This window comes from Streptomyces sp. 1331.2 (assembly GCF_900199205.1).
GTDB lineage: Bacteria > Actinomycetota > Actinomycetes > Streptomycetales > Streptomycetaceae > Kitasatospora.
Map to the genome: position 1 here is coordinate 7,147,431 of NZ_OBMJ01000001.1, position 17,948 is coordinate 7,165,378.

At 75.7% G+C, this 17,948-nt stretch carries 16 protein-coding genes; 10 read left to right on the top strand and 6 right to left on the bottom strand.

Annotated features, from left to right (window positions below; genetic code table 11):
* Window positions 1-58: 58 nt before the first annotated feature.
* Window positions 59-1,633 carry an AMP-binding protein gene (locus CRP52_RS31020; protein ID WP_097239417.1) on the bottom strand — a complete coding sequence of 525 codons (1,575 nt, stop codon included), beginning with the start codon at window positions 1,631-1,633 and terminating at the stop codon, window positions 59-61.
* A gap of 213 nt (window positions 1,634-1,846) precedes the next feature.
* Between CRP52_RS31020 and CRP52_RS31025 the strand changes: the two genes are divergently transcribed.
* The 7 genes from CRP52_RS31025 to CRP52_RS31055 all read left to right on the top strand — a co-directional run bounded on the left by CRP52_RS31025 (window position 1,847) and on the right by CRP52_RS31055 (window position 8,882).
* Window positions 1,847-2,491 (top strand): ATP-binding protein, encoded by a 645-nt coding sequence (locus tag CRP52_RS31025; protein ID WP_257032940.1) that lies wholly within the window; start codon window positions 1,847-1,849, stop codon window positions 2,489-2,491.
* Between the two features lie 123 nt (window positions 2,492-2,614).
* Window positions 2,615-3,367 carry a thioesterase II family protein gene (locus CRP52_RS31030; RefSeq protein ID WP_097239418.1) on the top strand — a complete coding sequence of 251 codons (753 nt, stop codon included), beginning with the start codon at window positions 2,615-2,617 and terminating at the stop codon, window positions 3,365-3,367.
* A 156-nt stretch (window positions 3,368-3,523) separates the two neighbouring features.
* On the top strand, window positions 3,524-4,768 hold the full coding sequence (locus CRP52_RS31035) for a styrene monooxygenase/indole monooxygenase family protein (RefSeq protein ID WP_097239419.1): 1,245 nt from the start codon (window positions 3,524-3,526) through the stop codon (window positions 4,766-4,768).
* A gap of 134 nt (window positions 4,769-4,902) precedes the next feature.
* On the top strand, window positions 4,903-5,358 hold the full coding sequence (locus CRP52_RS31040) for an archease (RefSeq protein ID WP_097240478.1): 456 nt from the start codon (window positions 4,903-4,905) through the stop codon (window positions 5,356-5,358).
* 62 nt (window positions 5,359-5,420) lie between these two features.
* On the top strand, window positions 5,421-6,848 hold the full coding sequence (locus tag CRP52_RS31045) for an RtcB family protein (protein ID WP_306458901.1): 1,428 nt from the start codon (window positions 5,421-5,423) through the stop codon (window positions 6,846-6,848).
* Between the two features lie 145 nt (window positions 6,849-6,993).
* A complete protein-coding gene (locus CRP52_RS31050; RefSeq protein WP_097239420.1) occupies window positions 6,994-8,049 on the top strand; it encodes an ABC transporter ATP-binding protein in 1,056 nt (351 codons plus the stop codon).
* Window positions 8,046-8,882, top strand: coding sequence for an ABC transporter permease (locus tag CRP52_RS31055; protein WP_097239421.1), 837 nt, complete (start codon window positions 8,046-8,048; stop codon window positions 8,880-8,882). Before CRP52_RS31050 ends, CRP52_RS31055 begins: the two co-directional genes overlap by 4 nt.
* Before the next feature lie 155 nt (window positions 8,883-9,037).
* Here CRP52_RS31055 and CRP52_RS31060 read toward each other — a convergent pair whose 3' ends face one another.
* Window positions 9,038-10,537: a carboxylesterase/lipase family protein gene (locus tag CRP52_RS31060; RefSeq protein ID WP_097239422.1), complete on the bottom strand. Its 1,500-nt coding sequence runs from the start codon at window positions 10,535-10,537 to the stop codon at window positions 9,038-9,040.
* 114 nt (window positions 10,538-10,651) lie between these two features.
* Between CRP52_RS31060 and CRP52_RS31065 the strand changes: the two genes are divergently transcribed.
* The gene (locus tag CRP52_RS31065; RefSeq protein ID WP_097239423.1) at window positions 10,652-11,260 is read left to right on the top strand and encodes a TetR/AcrR family transcriptional regulator; all 609 of its coding nucleotides are present in this window, start codon (window positions 10,652-10,654) and stop codon (window positions 11,258-11,260) included.
* A 102-nt stretch (window positions 11,261-11,362) separates the two neighbouring features.
* On the top strand, window positions 11,363-12,439 hold the full coding sequence (locus CRP52_RS31070) for a TIGR03617 family F420-dependent LLM class oxidoreductase (protein ID WP_097239424.1): 1,077 nt from the start codon (window positions 11,363-11,365) through the stop codon (window positions 12,437-12,439).
* 51 nt (window positions 12,440-12,490) lie between these two features.
* Here the strand turns inward: CRP52_RS31070 and CRP52_RS31075 are convergent, their stop codons facing one another.
* Both CRP52_RS31075 and CRP52_RS31080 read right to left on the bottom strand, forming a co-directional pair.
* Window positions 12,491-13,360 (bottom strand): class I SAM-dependent methyltransferase, encoded by an 870-nt coding sequence (locus CRP52_RS31075; protein WP_257032941.1) that lies wholly within the window; start codon window positions 13,358-13,360, stop codon window positions 12,491-12,493.
* A gap of 163 nt (window positions 13,361-13,523) precedes the next feature.
* Window positions 13,524-14,075: a PadR family transcriptional regulator gene (locus CRP52_RS31080; RefSeq protein WP_097239425.1), complete on the bottom strand. Its 552-nt coding sequence runs from the start codon at window positions 14,073-14,075 to the stop codon at window positions 13,524-13,526.
* A 224-nt stretch (window positions 14,076-14,299) separates the two neighbouring features.
* On the opposite strand from CRP52_RS31080, the gene CRP52_RS31085 reads away from it, so the two are divergent.
* Window positions 14,300-15,727, top strand: a complete 1,428-nt coding sequence (locus CRP52_RS31085; RefSeq protein WP_179852974.1) for an MATE family efflux transporter — start codon at window positions 14,300-14,302, stop codon at window positions 15,725-15,727.
* Window positions 15,728-15,904: 177 nt separating this feature from the next.
* On the opposite strand, the gene CRP52_RS31090 is transcribed toward CRP52_RS31085, so the two are convergent.
* A complete protein-coding gene (locus CRP52_RS31090; RefSeq protein WP_097239427.1) occupies window positions 15,905-17,332 on the bottom strand; it encodes an MFS transporter in 1,428 nt (475 codons plus the stop codon).
* On the bottom strand, window positions 17,329-17,940 hold the full coding sequence (locus tag CRP52_RS31095; protein WP_097239428.1) for a TetR/AcrR family transcriptional regulator: 612 nt from the start codon (window positions 17,938-17,940) through the stop codon (window positions 17,329-17,331). The genes CRP52_RS31090 and CRP52_RS31095 overlap by 4 nt, the downstream gene beginning before the upstream one ends.
* Between the last annotated feature and the right edge of the window lie 8 nt (window positions 17,941-17,948).

A 17,948-nucleotide genomic window follows, 5' to 3' on the forward strand; every position in this document is an offset into this window, starting at 1 on the left:
CGCCGGGGGCCGCGCGAGAGGTCGCCCGCATGGGCGCTCGAAGCACTGGCAGGGCGCGTCACACCCCGTCGCGCGCCCCTGCGATGGCGGGGGCCCGCCCGGTCCCGCCGTCGGCTCGCCCGGCCTCGGCGGCGGCCACCAGGGCGCGCAGTACGGCGACGTCCGGCTTCCCGAGGCCGGTCAGCGGGATCGCGGGCAGCAGGAGGACCGTGTCCGGGGTGCACCGGGCGTGCCCGTGTTCCCGGCTCCAGCGCCGTAGCTGCTCCGCGGTCGTCCGGGAGCCGGGGGCCAGGGCCACCGCGGCGTGCACCCGCTCCAGCCGGTCCGGGTCGGCGGTCGTGAACATCACCGCCTCGCGGACGTCCGGGTGGGTGCGCAGTGGCTCCTCGATCTCGCGGGGGAACACATTGTGCCCCTCGACGATCGCCATCGGATCCCGCCGGCCCGCCACCGTGAGGTAGCCGGCCGCGTCCAGGCTGCCCAGGTCGCCGGTGTCCAGCCAGCCGTCCCGCAGCACCCGCGCGGTCAGCTCCGGATCGCGCCAGTACCCGGCCATCGCCGTCGGCGTGCGGACCCAGAGCTCCCCGGTCCGGCCCGGCGGCAGCTCCGTGCCGTCCCCGTCCAGGACGCGCACCCCGGTGTCCGGGTACGGGCGGCCCGCGGTGGTCAGCAGCCGCGGGTCCAGGTGCTCGTCCGGGCTCAGCCGGGCGACCGGCCCGCACTCCGTCAGGCTGTACGTCTGGTGCAGCACCCGGCCCAGCCGGCGGGTCGCCTCGGCCAGCCGGCGGGGCGAGGGAGGGCAGCCGGTGTAGCCGACGCGGCGCAGGCTGCCGGTGTCCGTCGCCGACAGCAGCGGATGGTCCAGCAGCCGGTAGAGCAGGTGCGGCGGCAGGTACGTCCGGGTCACCCGGTACCGCTCGACCGCCGCCAGCACGGCCCCCGCGTCGAACCCGTCCTGCAGCACCACCGTGCCGCCCGCCGCCAGCGCAAGGTCCGCCGAGCTCCCGCCGCCGTGGCAGAGCGGGGTGCACAGCAGGAACGTCGAGGCGGACAGCAGCGCCGGGCGCGGCGGCCGGGCGAACCGGCGCAGCACGCCCTTCGGCCGTCCGGTGGTGCCGCCGGTGAACCGCACCGCCATCACGTCCTCGGGCCGGTACTGCGGTTCGAAGGCGGCGGGGGAGCAGTCGGCGGCGGTCTCCAGGAGGTCCGTGCCGAGCCCGAACGGCGCCGGGCCGAGGGCGAACAGGACGGCCCCGGGCAGGGCGTGCGCGATCCCGGCCGCCGCGGCCGAGCAGCGCCGGGGGTCGAAGACCAGCGCATCCGTCCCGGCGAACTCCGTCAGCGCCACCTGCTCCGCCGGCGGTGCGTCCGGGTACGGCATCGCCACCCGGCAGCCCAGCAGGTTCGCGGCCAGGCGCACCAGCAGCGCCTCCGGCCGGTTCCCGGCCAGCACCGTCACCCCGTCCCCGCGCCCCAGCCCGGCCCGCTCCAGCGCCCGGGCCAGCCGGTGCACCGCGTCCAGGCAGTCCTGCCCGGTCAGCGCGTCGCTCCCGGAGCGGATCGCCACCCGCCCCGGATCCCGGGCCAACCCCTCCAGCACCAGCCCGGTGTACGTCGGACCCGCTCCAGCCATGGCCTGCCTCCTGTTTGACGGTGCGTCAGCCTAGTGGACGGGTTCCCCTGGGATGCACGGCGGTGCGCCGCCGCCCCACGCGCACCGGCGGTCACGAGGCGGCAGCCGGTGGTCAGCAGCGGTCGGCAGCAGTCATCGGCGGCCGCCGGCCGTCGGCGAGCGCGCGGCCGGGCGTTGTTGTTAGGGTTCCCGCTCGGACGTGAACGGGGGCCGGTGGGCAGCAGCGTGGACGCGGTGGTGGCGCCGCGCGGGGTGGTCGACCTGCGGGGCGAGGCCGGGGCGGAGTTCGTGGCGGCGTACCCGGCGGACGCCGTGGTGGTGGTGTCCGGGCTGCCCGGCGCCGGGAAGAGCACCCTGTTGCGCCGCTGGTCCGGGGCGGCGCGGGTGCGCACCGTCGACCCGCGCACGGTGCACGAGGCCTGCGAGGCGGTGATGCCGGCCGCCCTGCCGTACGCGGTCTACCGGCCGTGGGCGCGGCTGGAGCACTTCCGGCTGCTGCGCTCCTCGGTGCGGCGCGGCGGGCCGCTGCTGGTGCACGACTGCGGCAGCCGCGCCTGGATGCGGCGCTGGCTGGCCCGCGAGGCGGCCCGCCGGGGCCGCGAACTGCACCTGGTGCTGCTGGACGTCGGCGCCGCCACCGCGCTCGACGGCCAGCGGGCCCGCGGGCGGCACGCCAAGGCCCGGGTGTTCGCCCGCCACCGCCGGGGCCTGGAGCGGCTGTTGGCCGCCTTCACCCGGCACGTGCGGTCCGGCGGGCCGCTGCCGACGCCCGAGGCCTCGTCCGTGCTGCTGCTGGACGCCGTCTCCCGCTCCCGCGCCCGGTCGGTGGAGTTCGGCACCGAAAACGCGACGCGCTGACCGACCGGCAGGGGCCGGCACACTCCGGAGGGGTCCGCGTGATCACCACAACACCCCGCGGCCGCGCCCGCGCTGACAGACTGGAGGCAGCAGAGTCCGTCACGGAGAGAGGTCACACCCCGCATGCCCAGCAGCGCTGCCGTCGACAACCCGTGGTTCCGCCGGTTCAACCCGTCCGACTCCGCGCCCGCCCGGGTCGTGATCTTCCCGCACGCCGGCGGCTCGGCCAGCTACTACCTGGAGTACGCCAACGCGTTGGCCCCGTATGCCGATGTGCTCACCGTCCAGTACCCGGGCCGGCAGAACCGGTTCCTGGAGCAGCCGATCAGCTCGGTGGCGGGCCTCGCCGACGAGCTCTACCGGGAGCTGCAGGACTGGACGGACCGTCCGCTGACCTTCTTCGGCCACAGCATGGGTTCGGCCGTCGCCTTCGAGACGGTCCGGCGCTTCGAACGCGACGACGTGAAGGGGCCCGAGCGGCTCTTCGTCTCGGCCGGCCGCGCGCCATCGCTGACCCGGGACAGCTCGGTGCACAAGCTGCCGGACGACGAGCTGCTGGCGGAGGTCGTCAGCCTGGGCGGCACGGACGAGCGGATCCTCACCGTCGACGGGCTGCGCGAGCTGGTGCTGCCCGCCCTGCGGGCCGACTACACGGCCATCGAGACGTACGGCTGCACACCGGACGCGACCGTGTCGGTGCCGATCACCGGCCTGGTCGGGGACGCCGACCCGAACGCCACCGTCGAGCAGGTCGCCCAGTGGGAGCGGCACACCACCGGCGACTTCGACCTGCAGGTCTTCCCCGGCGGGCACTTCTACCTGGCGGACCGCACCGAGGAGGTCGTCCGGGCGCTCACCGCCCACCTGCCCGGCTGAGCCCCGCCCGGCCCGCCCCGGCCTACCCCCTCCGACGGCCTGTCCGACGGCCCGTTCGGTGTCCGTACCGGTGACCGCGCCCCGCCCGCTGGGCTACTGTCCTGCATGACCGGGGCCGTGCATGACGGGCCGTCAACAGAGCATCGGGAGGCAGCATTGCGCCGGATCGCCGTCGTCGGAGCGGGCCAGGCCGGTCTGCAGCTCGCGCTCGGGCTGCAGGCGGACGGGTACGAGGTGACGCTGGTCGCCGAGCGCACCCCGGAGCAGGTGCGCGGCGGGCGGGTGCTGTCCACCCAGGCGATGTTCGGCCCGGCGCTGCGGATCGAGGCGGCGGCCGGGCTGGACCTCTGGGCGGACCGGGCCCCGGCGGTCTCCTCGGTCGAGGCCGTACTGGCGGCGCCGCCGGCCGTGCGGGCGCTGGAATTCACCATGACGCTCGACGAGCCCGCCCAGTCGGTCGACCAGCGGCTCAAGCTGGCCGGCTGGCTGGAACTGCTGGCCGAGCGCGGCGCTCGGGTCGAGTACCGCTCGCTGGACCGGGACGGCCTGTACGAGCTGGCCCGCCGGCACGAGCTGACCGTGGTCGCCGCCGGGCGCGGCGGACCGGACGGGGTCTTCGCCCGCGACCCCGGCCGCTCGCCGTTCGACCGGCCGCAGCGGGCGCTGTCCTGCCTGTACGCGCACGGTGTCGGCTCGCCCGACCCGGCCGCCGAGCCCCGGGCGCGGATGCACGCCCTGCCCGGCCTCGGCGAGCTGTACCTGCAGCCGGCCCTCACCCTCTCCGGCCCCTGCGCGATCCTGCTCTGGGAGGCGCTGCCCGGCAGCCCGCTGGACGTGTTCGGCGATGCCCCGCCGCCGGACGTCCAACTGGCCCGGATCCGCGCACTGTTGGGCGAGTACCTGCCCTGGGAGGCGGAGTTCTGGGCGCAGGCCGAGCCGACCGACGCCGGGGCCGGGCTCTTCGGCGCGGTCACCCCGACCGTCCGGCGCACGGTGGCCGAGCTGGGCTCCGGCGTGGACACCGTCCACGTCCTGGGCCTCGGCGACACGGTGGTGGTGAACGATCCGATCACCGGGCAGGGCGCCAACAGCGCCGCCCGCGCGGCCGACGCCTACCGGCGGGCCGTCGTCGAGCACGGCGACGCCCCGTTCACGGCCGACTGGATGTGCCGCACCGCGGAACGGTTCTGGCAGCAACACGCCCGCCACACCGTCGAGTTCACCACCTCGATGCTGACCATGCCGGACCACCTGCAGGGCGTCTTCGCGGCCGCCGCCGAGCACGAGGAGGTCGCCCGCCGCCTCGCCAACACCTACGCCGAACCGAGCGACCACGCCGCCTGGCTGGCCACCCCCGAGCTGACCGCCGCCTACCTCGCCTCGGTGGCCGCCCCGCGGTAAGGGGTTTCTTGCCGGGGCCCGACCGGGCCCCCGGGAGCGCCCTCCGGAGGGCCGAGGCCGGCCGCACTTGCCCCCGGCCCGTCCGCGGGACGAGGCTGGAAGGAAGACGACAACGGGTGCGGGAGGCGTCGCCCGTGGACGGACGCGAGCCCGCGGACCGGTCCGGCAGCGGTTACCGGAGCGTGCCGCACACGGCGGACCTGCGGGTGGAAGCCTGGGCGCCGACGGCCGAGGGCTGCATCGGCGAGCTGGTGCGTGCCGTGGTCGACAGCTTCGCCGACCTGAGCGGCGCGCGGATCGTCGGCGAGCGCGGCTGCACCGTCGTCGCGGTGAGCGACACGGACCTGCTGGTGGGCGTCCTGGAGGAGGTCATCTACCGGATGGACGCCGACGGCCAACTGCCGGTCGCGATGGCGATCGGCCGGATCGAGGGGCTGGACGGCGCCCGGACGGTGGCGGTCCGCTTCCGGATGGCCGACGCCGCCACCGCCGCCCTGGTCGGCGCCGTCCCGAAGGCCGTCTCGCTGCACGACCTGGACCTGCGGGCCGGGCCGGACGGCTGGACGTGCCGGGTCACCGTGGACGTCTGAGCAGACGAACGAACAGCCACGAATACCACGAGCACACGAACGGGGCGGGCGAGGTGAGCGAGGTGGAGATCGCACTGACCGAGGCCGGCCGCCACCGCTGGCGGATCGAGCCGCGCCCGCCGATGCGGGTGCCCGGCGTGGTGTTCGCCAGCAGTGCGCTGCTGCCCCAGGCCGTCGGGGACAAGGCGCTGGAGCAGGTGGCGAACGTGGCGACACTGCCCGGGATCGTCCGCGCCTCCTACGCGATGCCCGACGTGCACTGGGGATACGGCTTCCCGATCGGCGGGGTCGCCGCCACCGACGTCGACCGGGGCGGGGTGGTCTCGCCCGGCGGCGTCGGCTTCGACATCTCCTGCGGAGTCCGCCTGCTCGCCGCCGGCGTCCAGCGCGACGAACTCGACCCCGAGCGGATCCGCCGCCTGATGGACCTGCTGGACAGGACCGTCCCGCGCGGCCTGGGCCGCGGCGGCCTGTGGCAGCTGTCCGGACCGGAGGAGCTGGACGACCTCCTGCTCGGCGGCGCGCGCTACGCCGTCGAGCACGGCCACGGCGTCCCGCGCGACCTGGAGCGCTGCGAGGACCGCGGGGTGCTGGAGGGCGCGGCCCCCGGCGAGGTGAGCACCCGGGCCGTCGAACGGGGACTGCAGCAGGTCGGCAGCCTCGGCTCGGCCAACCACTTCCTGGAGGTGCAGGCCGTCGACCGGGTCCACGACGAACGGACCGCGGCCGCGTTCGGCCTGCGGCCCGGCCAGGTCTGCGTCATGATCCACTGCGGTTCGCGCGGCCTCGGCCACCAGATCTGCACCGACCACGTCCGCGCCATGGACCGCGAACTGCACCGCTACCGGATCGACCTCCCGGACCGCCAACTCGCCTGCACCCCGGTCGACTCCGCGCGCGGCCGCGCCTACCTCGGCGCGATGACCGCCGCCGCCAACTACGGCCGGGCCAACCGCCAACTGCTCTCCGAGGCCGCCCGCCGCGCCTTCGCGACCGCGCTCGGCATCGGCCTGGAACTGGTCTACGACGTCTCGCACAACCTTGCCAAGCTGGAGACGCACGAGGTGGACGGTGTGCCCCGGACGCTCTGCGTCCACCGCAAGGGCGCCACCCGCGCCCTGCCGCCCGGCGACCCCGACCTGCCCGACGACCTGGCCGCGGCCGGGCAGCCGGTGCTGGTCCCGGGCACGATGGGCACCGCCTCGTACGTCATGGTCGGCCTGCCCGGCAACGAGGCCTTCCGCTCCGCCTGCCACGGCGCCGGGCGGGTGCTGAGCCGGCACCAGGCGCTGCGCACGGTGCGCGGCGAACGGCTCAAGAGCGACCTGGAGGCGCGCGGCATAGCTGTCCGCCCCGCCTCGTGGCGGGCCCTGGCCGAGGAGACGCCCGAGGCGTACAAGGACGTCGACGCGGTGGCCGCCGTCACCGAGGCCGCCGGGCTGGCCCGGCAGGTCGCCCGCCTGGTGCCGCTGGGCGTCTGCAAGGGCTGAGCGGCCGCCCGGCCCGGACCTGTTCCTCCCGCCGGAAACCGACCCGGCCGCGTCCCTCGACTCGCCCGGCCGGCCGCGCTTTGATGTCGGACGCGCCGTACGCATCCGCCGCAGCACGCCCATTCACGCATTCGCACGTACGCCCATGCGCACGTACGCCCGTACCAGGCACCAGGAGCAGGAGGTGGTCATGCCCGGGAACGGCGACGCCCACGGGCCGGAGGACGGCACCGGCCCGGTGATCGAGCTGCGCTCGCTCACCAAGCGCTACGGCGACACGGTCGGCATCGAGCAGCTGGACGTGTCCGTCGCGGCCGGGGAGGTGTTCGGCCTGCTCGGCCCCAACGGCGCCGGAAAGACCACCACCCTGCGCTGCCTGGTCGGCCTGCTCAGCCCCAGCGACGGACAGGTCCGGGTGCTCGGCCTGGACCCGGTGGCCGACCACCGCCGGCTCGCCCCCTCGATCGGCTACCTGCCGGGGGAACTGCGCCTCTACCCCGAACTCACCGGTCAGCAGACCCTCGACCTGCTCGCCGCCCTCCAGGGCGCCCCAGTCCCGCGCCAACGCGAACTGTGCGAGCGGCTGACCCTCTCCCGGGCCGACCTGGCCCGCCCGGTGGGGGAGTACTCGCGCGGCATGAAGCAGAAGCTCGGGCTCGTCCAGTCGCTCCAGCACCGGCCGCCCGTGGTGGTGCTGGACGAGCCGAGCGAGGGGCTGGACCCGCTGGTCCAGGAGACCTTCTACGAACTGCTCGCCGAGGAGACCGCGGCCGGGCGGACCGTCCTGCTCTCCAGCCACGTGCTGCCCGAGGTGCAGCGGACCTGCGGCCGGGTCGCCATCGTGCGCCACGGCCGGCTGGTGACCGTCCGCTCGGTGGCCGAACTGCGCCAGGCTCGGGCCCGCCGGGTCCGGCTGCTCTTCGCCGACGGGCTGGGCGCCCGCCCGCTCGGCGCCGCCGAACGGTGGTCCCCGCGCTGGGACGGCCCCCGGGTCGAGCTGCTGGTGCCGCCGGACGAGGTGGTCCCGGCCGTCCGCACCCTGCTGGCCCAACTGCCGGTGGCCGACCTGACCGTGGAGGAGGCCGGACTGGACGAGGCCTTCCTCGACCTCTACCGCTCGAACGACGACCGGCTGCCGACGGAGCTCCCCCTCCCGACGGAGGATCGCCGACCGGATACCGCCACCGAGGAGCGCCCGTGACCCCGAGCACCGTCAGCCGCCGCCTCCCACTGGTCTGGCTCGCCCTGCACCGGCGCCGCCGGATGCTGCTCTCCCTGCTGCTGGGCGTGGTCGTCTTCGAGACCCTGATCGTGGTGATCGCCGGAACCGTCCCGCCCGGCGACCTGTTCGGCGCCGCCCGCCGCAACCCGCCCGGCGCGTTCCGGGCGTTCAGCGGCTCCAACGGCGACGTCTCCATCGCCAGCTACCCCGGCCTGCTCGGCGCCGGGCTCACCCACCCGTTCTGGATCGCCCTCCAGCTCACCGTCATCGGCTCGCTCGGTGCCGCCGCCGTCGCCTCCGACGTCGAGTCCGGCACCATCGAGCTGCTGATGACCCGCCCGGTCTCCCGGCGCCGACTGCTCGCCGAACGGGCCGGTGCCCTGATCGCGGCCTCGGTGGCGCTCAACGCCGCCGCCACCCTCACCGTCGCGCTCGGCGTCGCCTTCTCGCCGAAGCTGCGCGAGGCAGTCCCGGAGAGCGCGGTGTTCACTGCCGGACTGCTCGGCTGCGCCCTCGCGTTCTGCCTGACCGGGCCGGTGCTGGCGGTGTCCGCCGTCAGCCGGCGGCGGGCGTACGTGGTCGGCGCGGCCGTCGTCTTCGGCGCGGTCGGCTTCGCGCTCAACTTCGTGGCCCTGGCCTGGTCCCCGGCCCGGCCGCTGCGCTACCTCAGCCCGTTCCACTACTACGCCCCGGGCGACGTGCTCGGCCACGGCGGTGTGCCGTGGGCGGCGCTGGGCGTCCTGACCGGCGTCGGGCTGCTCGGCCTGCTGGCGGCGTTCCGGTTCCTGGACCGCCGCGACCTGGCGATCTAGCCGTACGGCACCGTGCCCGCGTCGCGGACCCGGCAAAGACCCGAGACACCCGCCGGCGGCCGTGGCAGGGGCCGCCCGGGACCGGTCAGGAGCAGGCCCCGTCCCCGGTCGCGCAGCCCGCGCGGGCGCGGACGGGGCCTGCCGCCGTGCCGCCGTCAGCCGAGGTCGTAGGCGGTCAGCGGGTGCCCGGCCCAGATCTCGCGGGAGGCCTGCTCGGGGTAGCGGACGGTCTCCGAGCGGGCGTCCAGGACCCGGGTGAGCTGCTGCTCCGGGTCGAAGGCGGCCCAGCCCGGGTCGCCGGTGGTGACGAACCGGACCCAGCCCTGCTGCAGCTCCCGGGAGAGCCGGACGGCCTCCGGGGCGGGCGGCTCGCCCAGGAAGTGCCGGCCGATCGGGCTGTCCAGGCTGCCGAACGCCAGCGGGACGTCGAGGCCGTGGCAGGCGCCGAACAGGCCGCCCATCGCGGGGGCCGGGTAGGCGAGTTCGACCAGGTACGAGGTGCCGCCGGCGGCGGAGTTGGCCTCGGCCAGTCGGAGCGAGGGCATCCGGAAGAGGGCGTCGGAGCTGACCGTCTCCAGCAGGTCCGAGGCGGTGGCCCCCGGGTGCGCGGCGCGGTACCGGTCCGGCCCGGACGGCGCCGGGGCGAGCAGGTCCAGCGCGAGGCCGGCCTCCTCGTCGGTGAAGGTGCCGTGCCGGCCGCTGAGGACGCCGAACAGGCGGAACTCGTCGCGGGTGTGACCGACCAGCAGGTCGACGCCCGCCACCCGGCCGGAGGCCAGGACGGACCAGGGCGCGCCGGGCAGGACCTCGCCGTCGACCACCGGGACAGTGGCGATGCCGGCCTGTGCCAGCCGTCCCCAGCGCGCGAGGTGCCGGGGGAGTTCGGCGCCGAGGTCGGTGACCGCCGCGGCCAGGGTCCAGGGGGCGACCTCGGCCAGGGCGGCGGCCGTGGGGGCGGTGCCGACCAGCTTCGCGAGCTCGGCGGTGACCTCGGCGGCCAGGGCCGGGGTGCAGAGGTTGCCCGGGACGCTGTGGGCGATGGCCCGCCGGAACAGCCCGCGTGCCTTGTCCATGGTCAGCAGCGCGGCGACCGACCCGGCGCCGGCGGACTGCCCGGCGATGGTCACCCGGTCGGGATCGCCGCCGAACCGGGCGATGTTGCGCTGCACCCACTCCAGGGCGGCGATCTGGTCGAGGAACGCCCGGTTGGCCGGGGCGCCCTCCAGCAGGGCGAAACCCTCCGCGCCCACGCGGTAGTTGATGCTCACCACGACCAGCCCGTGCCGGGCCAGCTCGACCGGGTCGTACAGCGGGTCTGCGGCGGTGCCGGACATGTAGCCGCCGCCGTGGATCCAGACCAGCACCGGCAGCCCGGTCCGGTCGGGGTGGGGGGTGCAGACGTTGAGCGTGAGCCAGTCGGTGCCCCGGCTGCCCTCGGCCGCTTCGGCGGGCAACGGGCCGGACTGCGGGACGGTCGGGCCGAACTCGAAGGCCTCGCGGACGCCGTCCCAGGGCTCGGGAGGGACGGGGGCGGCGAAGCGGAGCGGTCCGACCGGCGGCTGGGCGTAGCGGATGCCGCGGAAGACCGCGAGCCCCCGGTCCAGGAGGCCGCGGACGGTTCCCTCGGTGGTGTGGGCGACGGGATGGACGAGCATGTGGAGTCTCCTCCCTCGGAATGCCACCAGCGTTATAGGTCAGTTGTATTATGTCAAGCGTATGGGAAACTGCTCCGGGACGGATGTGGAACAGGCTCGGAGGAGTGGCAGGCGATGCCCAGGCAGGTGGACCACCGGGAGCGCCGCGAGACGATCGCGCGGGCGCTGTGGCGGGTGGTGGAGCGGCGCGGCGCCACGCACCTGACCATGCGCGAGGTCGCCCAGGAGGCGGGCATCTCGCTCGGACAGCTCCAGCACTACTTCACCTCCCGCGCGGCGATGCTCACCTTCGCGATGGACTTCGCCGGCGAGCAGACCGCGCTGCGGGTCGGCCGGGCGCTGGGGGAGCTGGGGGACCCGCCGCACCCGCGCGAGGTGCTGCGGGTGATGCTGGTCGAGCTGCTGCCCCTGCACGCCGACGCGCGCGCGACCAGCCGGATGAGCGCCGCCTACGTCCTGGAGGCGCTGCACGACGAGCAGGTCCACGCGCGGGCGCGGGACGGGCTGCTGCAGGGGCGGGCGACGGTGGAGCAGGTGGTCCGGCAGGCGATCGCCGACGGGCTGATCGCGGCCGACCGCGACCCGGCCGTGGAGACGGACCTGCTGCTCGCGCTCAGCGGGTTCACCACGCTGCTGGAGCTGGACGTGGTCGAGCCGGCCGCCGCGCTCACCGCCGTCGACCGGTACCTGGACCGGCTGTTCGCGGCCGGGGGGAGCGGCTGACGGGGGCGGGCCGCACGGGTCGGTAGCGGTAGGCACAGGGCGGGGCGGGCGGCGTGGCAGGCTACCGGGGTAGCACCGCAGCCCGTGACCAGGAGCACCGCCATGGACCGACCCGCCGACCCGCGCCCCGCCGACCCGCGTCCCGCCGCCTTCCGCCTCGACGCCACCGCCTCCGGGCACCCGGCGGGGATCCTGGACGCGGCCGAGCAGGCCGAACGCCGGGGCATGGACCGGCTGGTGGTCGCCGAGACCGCCTACGACCCGTTCCTCCAGCTCGCCCGCGCCGCCGACCGGACCTCGCGGATCGAACTGGCCACCGGCATCGCCGTGGCCTTCGCCCGTACCCCGATGACCCTGGCCTACCAGGCCTGGGGGCTGCACGCGGCCTCCGGCGGACGGGCCGTCATCGGGCTGGGCTCGCAGGTCAAGCCGCACATCGAGAAGCGCTTCGGGATGCCCTGGGACCGTCCGGCCGCCCGGATGCGCGAGTACGTGCACGCGGTGCGGGCGATCTGGCACAGCTGGCAGACCGGTGAACGGCTGCGCTTCCGGGGCGAGTTCTACACCCACACGGTGATGACGCCGGTCTTCTCGCCCGACCCCGTGCCGTCCGGGGTGCCGAGGATCCTGCTGGCGGGCGTCGGACCGCTGATGACCCGCACCGCCGGTGCGGTGGCCGACGGCTTCCTGAGCCACCCGTTCACCTCCACCGCGTACCTGGCCGAGCAGGTGCTGCCCGGCCTGACCGAGGAGCGGGCGCGGGCCGAGGCGGAGGGGGCCGGGTGGACGGAGCGGCCGTTCGAGGTGGTCGGCAACGTGCTCACCGCGACCGGGCGCACCGAGGAGGAGCTGGCGGCCAACCGGGCCGCGACCCGTGAGCGGCTCGCGTTCTACGCCTCGACGCCGGCCTACCGCCCGGTGCTGGCGCAGCACGGCTGGGAGGGGCTGCAGGAGGAGCTGCACGCCCACTCGGTGCGCGGGCGCTGGGCGGAGATGGCCGCGCTGATCGACGACGAGGTCTTCGACACCTTCGCGGTGTCCGGGCCGGTCGAGGAGGCCGCCCGGGAGATCCACCGCCGGTACGCGGGCCTGGTCACCCGGCTGTCCGTCAGCCTGCCCGAGGACGCCGACCCGGAGCTGGGCCCGGACGTACTGGACGCGGTGCGCGCACTGGGCTGAGGGCCGGGCCGATGGCATGCCGTGGCTCGGCTCGGCTCGGCTCGGCTCGGCTCAGGCGTTCGGCACCGGCGGTGCGGCGCGCCGCTCGCGCAGGGTCCGGAGCATCCGGCGGGTCGCCCTGGTGGCGACCGGCGGCAGCAGGTCCAGCGCCAGCCGGCGCGAGGTCGAGCGCTCGACCGGCGGCTTGACCTGGTAGTTGAGGCGCACCACGGCCGATCCGGCGATGGTGTCCTCGTCCACGGTGTAGCCCCCGGCCCGCCAGTCCCGCCGCAGCAGGACCTCCCGGACGGCCGCGGCGTCGCCCCAGGTGCCGTAGAACTTCATCGGGGTGAGCAGGACCGGCCGCAGCCCGCCGATGAAGACCGCCTCCCAGACCGCGGCCGAGACGCCGGGGGTGTGTTCGGAGCGGTAGTCGTCCAGGGCGACCAGGCCGTCCTCGGCGAGCGCGGACCGGGCGACGGCGATGTCCCCGGCGACGTGCTCGTACAGGTGGGAGGCGTCGACGTGGACGAACCGGCAGCTGCCCGCCGGGATCCGGCCGTCGGCCAGCACCGAGGTGGGCGCCTGCACGATCTCGGGCAACTCGCGGTGGAAGGCGAGGTAGTTGGCCTCGAAGGCGCTGCGGGTGAGGGTCTTCCGGTAGGACATGGCCATCTCGGCGGCGTTGTCCGCGTCGCCCGCCTCGGAGTCGAACAGGTCGCAGACCGTCAGCCGCTCGCCCGGCTGCAGGTGGTCGCCGAGCAGGACGGCGCTGCGGCCCAGGTAGCTGCCGAGCTCCAGGATGTCGCCGGTGACGCCGGCCGCGCTCTGGGCGGACAGCAGGTGCCCGAACGCGGCCCGGTCCAGACTGAAGAACCAACCGGGGATGTCGTCCCGCTTCACCGGTGCGGGGCGGGCGGCTGAGGTCTCGGCATCGGGCACGGCGGCCTCCAGGGGGACGGCGGGGCGCGGTGGCGGGTCACGCCGCGGAGGGGACGCCGAGGACGTGAGGCGGATCATCATAGCCACGCCGGGGCCCGGTGGAACCAGGACCGGAAGGGCCGGATTCCGACGGCCCGCCCCCGTGCCGTTCGGGTCGGACGGGTCAGTCCGCTGCGCCGGGAAGGGTGAGCCGTTCCAGGTCCGCGATGGTTCCGGTCAGCCAGCTCCGCTCGGCCGTCGAGGAGGCGCGGGCGACCAGCAGCATGCCGCGCCGGAAGGGGTTCGGCTCGCGCTCCGCGGTGACCGGATGGCCGTCGCCGTCGTAGAAGAAGCTACTGGGCGCGGTCAGGAAGGCCAGTCGGCGGCGCAGGACGGCGGCCTGCCGGGGCGGGTCGGCGAGGTGGTGGAGGAATGCGGCGAGGGTGAAGAAGCGGATCTGGTCGGTGATCTCGGCCTGTTCCGGGTCGGCCAGCCGTCGCAGCAGCTCGGCCCGGCCCTCCCCGGTCAGCTCCAGGGTCTGGCGCGGTGCGGCACCGGTGCCGGGCTCGGTGCGGCGGGACAGCAGGCCGGACTTCTCCAGCCGGGCGATGGCGGGGTAGAGCGCGCCGTCGCTGACCGGGCGGACGTGGCCGGTCAGGCCGGTGATCCGGGACTTCAGCTCGTAGCCGTGCAGCGGCTGGTCGTACAGGAAGCCGAGGATCGCGAGGGTCAGCACGGTCGAAGCCCTTCCGTCGGAGTGCGCCCCGTGTGGTGAGCGCGGTGACGTGCGCCCCGTTACTGCGCCCGGTGACGTGTGCCGGGTCGTGTGCGCCTGGTGCCGGGGTCATGTTACCTCTTGTCGAGGTGCCTCGAAGCGAGGTATCTCTATTCGAGGCTGCCGTTCGGGACCGGGCACGGTCGCGCCCAAGGCGGGGGAACAGCCGGATCAGGGGAGGAAACATGCGCGGGCATCTGCCCCGGCTCACGGCGCTGGCCGTACCCGTCTACGCGGAACTGCTCTCAGGGGTGGTCGCCTCGGTCATCGGCACGCTCTGGGTGGCCGGCCTCGGAGGGGCCGCGGTCGCCGCCGTCACACTGGCCGGCACCGTCGAGAACCTGCTCCTCGGGCTCGTCCTGGTGGTCGCCTCCGGGACCAGCGTCCGGCTCGCCCGCGGCCTCGGCGCAGACGACCCCGCCGAGGCCGCCCGCACCACCCGGGCAGCCTGGCGGCTCTGCGCCGCGGGCAGCCTCGCGCTCGCCGTGCCCGGCTTCCTGCTGCGGGACCGGCTGGCGGGCGCCTTCCTGGAGGGCGAGGCCGCCACCCGCGCCGCCGAGTACTTCACCGTGGCCTTCCCGGCCTTCGCCCTGTTCTTCGCACAGCGCGTCGCCGACGAATTGTTCAAGGGCACGGGCGACACCCGCACCCCGATGCGGATCGCCCTGCTCTCCAACGCTCTGCTGCTCGCCCTCGACCCCCTGCTCATCCTCGGCCCCGGCCCGCTGCCGGCCCTCGGCGTCCCGGGCGCCGCACTGGCCCTGGCCCTGTCGCGCGCGATCGCCCTCGCCGTCACCCTGCGGCTGCTGCGGCGCCGCCGCCCGTGGCAGCCGGCCGACGGCAGCGCCAGAGGAGTGTTCGGAACCGGGGGAGTGGGCGGCGCCGCGGCCCGGATCCTGCGCGCGGGAGCACCGTTCGGCCTGGACTTCACCGCCCGGATGGCCGTCGGCACCGCCCAACTCGGGCTCGTCGCGGGCTTCGGCGTCGCGGCGGTCGCCGGGTACGGGGTCGGCTACCGCATCTTGCTCGTCGTCACCATGGCCTTCTACGCGCTGCGCCAGGCCGGCGCGATCGAGGCGGCCCGCCTCACCGGCGCCGGAGACGGCGCCGCGCTGCGGACCCTGCGCCGCGACACCGGACGCCTCGCCGCAGGCCTCGGTGCGGTGGCGGCACTGCTGTCCGCGGCGCTCGCCGCCCCGCTGACCGCGCTGTTCACCGACGACCGGGCGGTGGCCGCGCAGTCCGTCGGCTTCCTGCGGATGGCGGCGCTCTACCTGCTCCCGTACGCCCTGGTGGTGGCCCTCGGCGGGGTCCACCAGGGGGCGGGGGCCGGCCGTCCGCTGGTGCTCTCCGTCCTGCTCGGGCTCGGCGTCCAACTCGCCGCCTCCGCAGCCCTGTCGGGGCCACTCGGGATCTCGGGCGTCTGGCTCGGACCGGCCGCCGGTGCTGCCGTGCAGCTCGCGCTGCTCGCGCTCCTCACCCGCCGCCCGCGGCCGTCGGCACAGGCGCAGCCACCGGCGCACTCGCAGGCAGAGGCGCAGGAACAGGCGCAGGAACAGGCGCAGGAACAGGCACAGGGTGACGCGGCACGGGCACTTCGGCCGGTCGAATGACGTACCGCGTCGCAACCCTCCCCAACTCGCCTTCGTGACGCAGGTGGAGACGCCGAGGCGACCCCGCTCGGCCCGGTGCGGCAGGTGGCCGAGGCCGAACGCCCGGGGCCCCAGAGGCTGTCCGCCGGCCGGGATGTCCCACCGGCGTACGGCGCGGACGTCCCGGCCGGCGCGGCATCACCGGCGCGGGGCGGACTCCGGCGCCGGCACACCGGCGCGGCCCGGCAGCCCCGCACCGTCCCGGCCCGGCAGCCGTGCCGCGAGCAGCGTCCCCGCTGCGGCCACCGCGGCCATCGCCAGGGCGGCGGGCGCCAGTGCCGCGCCGGGATCCGCCCGTCCGGCCGTGGTGGTGGCGAGGGCGATGCCCACGGCCGGGCCGATGTTCATCACGGTCTGCTGCAGCCCGCCCGCGACGCCCGCCTCGGCGGTGGACGCGCCCCGCACCACCGCTGCGGTGGCCGTGGCCATCACCGCGCCGAAGCCGGTACCGAGCAGCAGGAAGCAGACGGCGATCGCGAACGTCCCGGTACCGGGCCCGAGCCGGGCGGTGAGCAGGACGCCCGTGGTGAGCAGGCCCATCCCCGACAGCACGACGGCGCGCTCGCCGTGACGTTTCGCCAGCCGGGCCGCCCCGACCGCGGAGAGAATCATCGCCACCGCGAGCGGGGCCGCCCGCAAACCGCTCCGGAAGGCGTCGAGCCCCAGGACGTCCTGCAGGTAGTAGGTGGCCGGGAACAGCACGCCTTGGAGCGCCGCCGAGGCGGCCAGCAGGACGCCGAGCGGCGCCGCGACCGTCGGTGAGCGCAGCAGAGAGGGCGGCAGCAGCGGGTGAGCGGTGCGCCGCTCGTGCCGGGCCAGCGCCAGGGCGAGGAACCCGGCCGCCACCAGGCCGAGGAACGTCGTCGCCGACCAGCCCGTGTCCGGCAGACCGATCAGCGTGTGCACGAGGCCGGCCAGGGCGAGTGCGAGCAGGGCCGCGCCCGGCAGGTCCAGACCGCCGTCGCGAGCCGAACCGCCGTCGCGCGCGGAGCTCCCGGGGTGCGCGACTGCGGAGGGCACGGCGAGGGCCGACAGGAGGGCGGCCGCGGCGGGCAGGACGCCGAGCACGAAGACCGACCGCCAGCCGAAGTGCGCGGTGAGCGCGCCGCCGACCAGCGGCCCGGCCGCACTCGCGAGCGCGATCGCGGCGGTGCGCACGGCGATCGCGCCGGACAGGCGGTCCGCGGGCCAGACGGCGCGCAGCATGCCGAGGGTGGCCGGCTGCAGCAGGGCGCCCGCCACGCCCTGGACCACGCGCAGGGCGATCACCCAGCCGATGCCGGGCGCGAACGCGATCCCGGCGGAGCTCGCCGCGAATCCCGCCACCCCGAGGGCGAAGACCCGCCGGTGCCCGTACCGGTCGCCCAGCCGGCCGGCAAAGACCAGCAGGGCGGCGACGGTGACGAGGTACCCGGAGCCGGCCCACTGGACGGCCGCGACGGAGGCGTGCAGGTCGTGCTGGAGGACGGGGCGGGCGACGGTCAGCACCGTGCCGTCGAGGGCGACCAGGACGGCGCCGGTGATGCTCGCGGTCAGGGTGAGCCGTTGGTGGCGGCGCGCCGTCACCGGGCGGCCCGGCCGAGGTCGGTGTCCAGGATGCCGAGGTGGGTGTCCAGGACGGCGCGCAGCAGCGGTTCGATGTCCTCGCTGCCGGTGATGAGCTGCAGGCTGCCCCAGGCGCGGAGTTGGGCGAGGCCGTGGAGGTTGGACCAGAGGGCGGCGGTGGCGGCGGTCGGGTCGTCGTGCTGCGGGTGGACCTCGGAGACGAGGCCGGCGAAGGTCAGGAACAGCGGCATCGAGGTCCGGCGCAGGTCCGTTCCGCTGCCCTCCAGCAGGTCGTGGCGGAACATCAGCTCGAACATGCCGGGGTTGGCGGCGGCGAAGCCGAGGTAGGCGCGGGCGAGTGCGTCGATGCGGGTGCGGGCGTCGGCGCCGGTGGCGGCGGCGAGTGCGTCGGCGCCGGCCAGGGTGTCGGTGAGCCGGCCGAAGCCGTGCCGGGCGATGGCGGCGAGCAGTTCGCGGTGGGTCGGGAAGTAGCGGCGGGGGGCGCCGTGCGAGACCCCGGCGTGGCGGGCGATCTCGCGCAGCCCGAGCGCCTGGACGCCGCCGGTGGCCACCAGTTCGACGCCGGCGGCCACCAGTCGGGCCCGGAGGTCCCTGTCGTCATCGGTCATGGACACTG

What these genes read in the sequence shown, in the direction of transcription:
- CRP52_RS31085 (WP_179852974.1), top strand. Translation starts at nt 14,300, where the DNA reads ATGCGCGGGCATCTGCCCCGGCTCACGGCGCTGGCCGTACCCGTCTAC.
- CRP52_RS31050 (WP_097239420.1), top strand. Translation starts at nt 6,994, where the DNA reads ATGCGCACGTACGCCCGTACCAGGCACCAGGAGCAGGAGGTGGTCATG.
- CRP52_RS31020 (WP_097239417.1), bottom strand. Translation starts at nt 1,633, where the DNA reads ATGGCTGGAGCGGGTCCGACGTACACCGGGCTGGTGCTGGAGGGGTTG.
- CRP52_RS31060 (WP_097239422.1), bottom strand. Translation starts at nt 10,537, where the DNA reads ATGCTCGTCCATCCCGTCGCCCACACCACCGAGGGAACCGTCCGCGGC.
- CRP52_RS31095 (WP_097239428.1), bottom strand. Translation starts at nt 17,940, where the DNA reads ATGACCGATGACGACAGGGACCTCCGGGCCCGACTGGTGGCCGCCGGC.
- CRP52_RS31030 (WP_097239418.1), top strand. Translation starts at nt 2,615, where the DNA reads ATGCCCAGCAGCGCTGCCGTCGACAACCCGTGGTTCCGCCGGTTCAAC.
- CRP52_RS31065 (WP_097239423.1), top strand. Translation starts at nt 10,652, where the DNA reads ATGCCCAGGCAGGTGGACCACCGGGAGCGCCGCGAGACGATCGCGCGG.
- CRP52_RS31070 (WP_097239424.1), top strand. Translation starts at nt 11,363, where the DNA reads ATGGACCGACCCGCCGACCCGCGCCCCGCCGACCCGCGTCCCGCCGCC.